We start from the raw sequence: 2,949 nt of genomic DNA, 5'->3' as shown, positions 1-2,949 counted from the left end.
TGGGGGCCGCCGGGGGGCCGGGGGGGGGGGTACGGCGGGGCGGCCGGCGAACCACCCGCGGTGTCCGCCGGCCGCCCGGCGTGGTCAGCGCTTGGTGTAGATGAAGCCGACCTTGTCGAGCTCGTCGCCGGAGCGGCCGTGGAAGCCGGCGATCTGCCAGCCAGACGGGGCGGTGCGGGTCACGCAGTCCGAGGTCGTCGCACCACCGGCGAGGGTGCGGCCCAGGTTGGTGGTGAACTTCGCGTAGAAGATGCGGGTGGTGTTGTTGTACTTGCCCTCGCACAGGTTCGCCGTCGTCACGTACTCGTTGCTGCCCAGCGTCAGCGAGGACGCCGTGCCGCCGGTGCCGCCGTGGGTCAGCGCCGTGCCGTCGGAGAGCGTGATGCCGACCTGGTCGACGCGGGAGCCGGAGCGCAGCGAGATGGTCGTGGCGCGGGCACCGGCGGCCACCTTGTCGATGTCCTGGTAGTAGTCGCCGTGCGGACCGCCGAACTGGTCGCTCAGCTGGAAGTCGGGGTTCTGCGACCAGGAGAAGCCGACCGTGATCGGGTCGTGGTCGGAGAGCATCAGGCCGTCGCTGGTGAGGAACTTGGCGTGCTCGTTGTTGTACGAGGTGGCGTTCAGGTTCACCAGCTTGCTGCCGCGGTACAGGACCTTGTCCACGACCTCGCAGGTGTTGGGCACGGTCGCCCCGGACTGGTCGCAGACGAGCGCGTCGCTGCCCTTGGCCGGTGCGCTGCCGCCGCGGATCAGCTGCACCCAGGCGTCGGTGAGGCCGTTGGCCGAGGCGAACTCCGCGATGGTGTCGGCGGAGCGGGTGTAGCGGGTGTTGGTGTCACCCATGACCACGACCGCGTTGCCGGCCGAGTGCGTGCTGATGAAGGAGGTCAGCTGGCTGAGGTTGTCGGCCCGGGACGCCTCGTCGCCGTCGTTGGTGCCCGCGTTGGTGTGCAGGTTGTAGAAGTCGACGTAGACGCCCTCGGCGAGCCGCTCGCGCATGAAGGTGAAGCCCTTCGGCGTGAGGCAGTCGCCCGAGTCGATCTGGCAGGAGTTCCAGCCGACGCGCTCGAAGTCGTCGCCGTCCCAGGCGTAGTTCGAGACGGTGTTGAGTCCGCTGCCGATGCCCGCGCCGCCGCTGGTCGCCGTGCGGTACGGGTGGGTGTCGGTGGCGTAGAGGTACGCGTGGTAGTTGAAGTCCTCCTCGACGTTGACGATGTCGTACGGCGCGATCCGCTTGCCGATCTCGGTGGTGCTGGTGTCGCGCGGCGTGGGTGCGCTCGACAGGCCTTGGGGAAGCCCGGCGACGTTGTACGTGAGCACGCTGAACGTGCCCGAGCCGGCCGCTGCGGCCGGAGTGGCCGTCGCCGTGAGCCCGCCGAGGGCGGCGACCGCGGCCGCCAGGCAGGCAACGAGTCTGCGCATGGGGGTGTCTCCTACGGGGAGGTGTGCGCTGAGGGTTGTGGGCATGCCAAAAGGCAAGGCAAAACGTAGCGGCAAACGCTTTCTCCGCACCCCATCGGTGACCTATGAATCGGCGAATTCCAGGTGACGCCGGGAAGATCGACTTCGGTATGGCAGGAGGGGTGGCTGTTACTCACTTTCGGGTGACGTGCCATCTGATGTCCGGGTGCGTTGTGATGTCCGGCGGGCGTCAGTGGCCTTTGCCTGTGGGCTTTTCACTCCTTTTCAGGCGTCAATTCCGTATATTCACGCTTTGAATGCACCTTGCATCTTAGAGTCATGACAAAGTGTTGGATCTGTAATGGGTCAGGTGTGTGTCCCACATCACGGTCGGCGGGGTTGCAGGGTGTGAGTGCGCGGCCGCCCGGTCGCCAGCTCGCACACCCTGCAAGGGGGACTCAGTGTCCGCTTCCGTTACCGTGACCGCCCGCCGTCTCGGCTCCGCCACCGCCGTCGCGGCCGCCCTGGTGGGAGCGCTGGCCCTGCCGGCCGCGGCCGCCGCCCCGCACCGCGGCCCGGTCGTCATCAGCGCCGTTCAGCACGATGTCCAGGGCCGTGAGGTCCACTCCAACCGTGCCCTGAACCGGGAGTGGGTGGACGTCACCAACACCACCCGCCGGGACGTCAACCTGAGCGGCTGGACGCTGTCCGACGCGTCAGGTCGTACCTACACCTTCCACCACTACCGGCTGTCCGGCCGTGCCACGGTCCGCGTCCACACCGGAGTGGGCCGGGACACCGACAAGGACCTGTACCAGGACCGGCGTGACTCCGTGTGGAACCGCAATGCCGACACGGTCACCCTGCGGGACGACCACCGGGACCTCGTCGACGCCGTCACCTGGGGCCACCGCCACCGTGACGCGGACGGCGGTCGGCACCGCAACGCGGGCGGCGGCGACCACCGGGGCGACGAGCGGGGCGGGAGCCACCGCGGTGACGAGCGGGGAGGGAACCACCGCGGCGACGACGGCCGGCACGCCCGCCGCTGACGCCGCACGCTGACGGCGGCCCGCGCATCCCAGCCGGGGTGTGCGGGCCGCCGTGCCGCGGTCACCCCTGGACGACGGGTCCGTTCACGGTGGACGCGAAGACGGTCTCGCCGTCCTGCCGGCCGACGACCGTCACGGTCGCCGTGCCGTCGCCGCGGGACGTCACACCCGTCACGTCGATCCAGCAGGGGCTGTCGAGTTCGACGTAACGGTGGAACTCCGTGGCCGTACTCGCCGGTATCAGCGTGCGCGGTGCCAGTCGGGCGCAGGCCGCCTGTCGGGCGCCTTCCAGCAGCACCATGCCGGGCAGGTGGTCGCCGCCGTGGTCGAACAGGATCGGGTGGCCGAGGTCCGGGGTGAGCAGCCAGCGGTCCGGGTCGCCGGTGGGTGTGAGCACCACGTCGGCGGGAGAGGTGCGGCCCACCGCGGCCGGCGCCATCGGGCCGGCCGCGACCACGGTGCCCTCCGAAGTCCCGCCCCTACCCGTCCGGTTGGC

The 2,949-nt window shown here is 70.0% G+C and carries 3 protein-coding genes; 1 reads left to right on the top strand and 2 read right to left on the bottom strand.

All coding sequences use genetic code 11. From position 1 onward, the window contains the following. Window positions 1–84 precede the first annotated feature (84 nt). The gene (locus ABZ646_RS43975; protein ID WP_360532653.1) at window positions 85–1,422 is read right to left on the bottom strand and encodes a jacalin-like lectin; all 1,338 of its coding nucleotides are present in this window, start codon (window positions 1,420–1,422) and stop codon (window positions 85–87) included. A 440-nt stretch (window positions 1,423–1,862) separates the two neighbouring features. Here ABZ646_RS43975 and ABZ646_RS43970 point away from each other — a divergent pair, with 440 nt between their 5' ends. Next, complete coding sequence (locus tag ABZ646_RS43970; protein WP_360532650.1) at window positions 1,863–2,453, top strand: lamin tail domain-containing protein; 591 nt, start codon at window positions 1,863–1,865, stop codon at window positions 2,451–2,453. A 61-nt stretch (window positions 2,454–2,514) separates the two neighbouring features. On the opposite strand, the gene ABZ646_RS43965 is transcribed toward ABZ646_RS43970, so the two are convergent. Further along, window positions 2,515–2,949: AfsA-related hotdog domain-containing protein (locus ABZ646_RS43965; RefSeq protein ID WP_360532647.1), on the bottom strand; the 435-nt coding region annotated here is incomplete at its 5' end.

The organism is Streptomyces sp. NPDC007162, assembly GCF_040634175.1.
Taxonomy (GTDB): Bacteria; Actinomycetota; Actinomycetes; order Streptomycetales; family Streptomycetaceae; genus Streptomyces.
This window is presented reverse-complemented; position numbering and strand designations above follow the sequence as displayed.

Coding starts and splice junctions, on each gene's coding strand:
- ABZ646_RS43975 (WP_360532653.1), bottom strand. CDS start 1,422: ATGCGCAGACTCGTTGCCTGCCTGGCGGCCGCGGTCGCCGCCCTCGGC.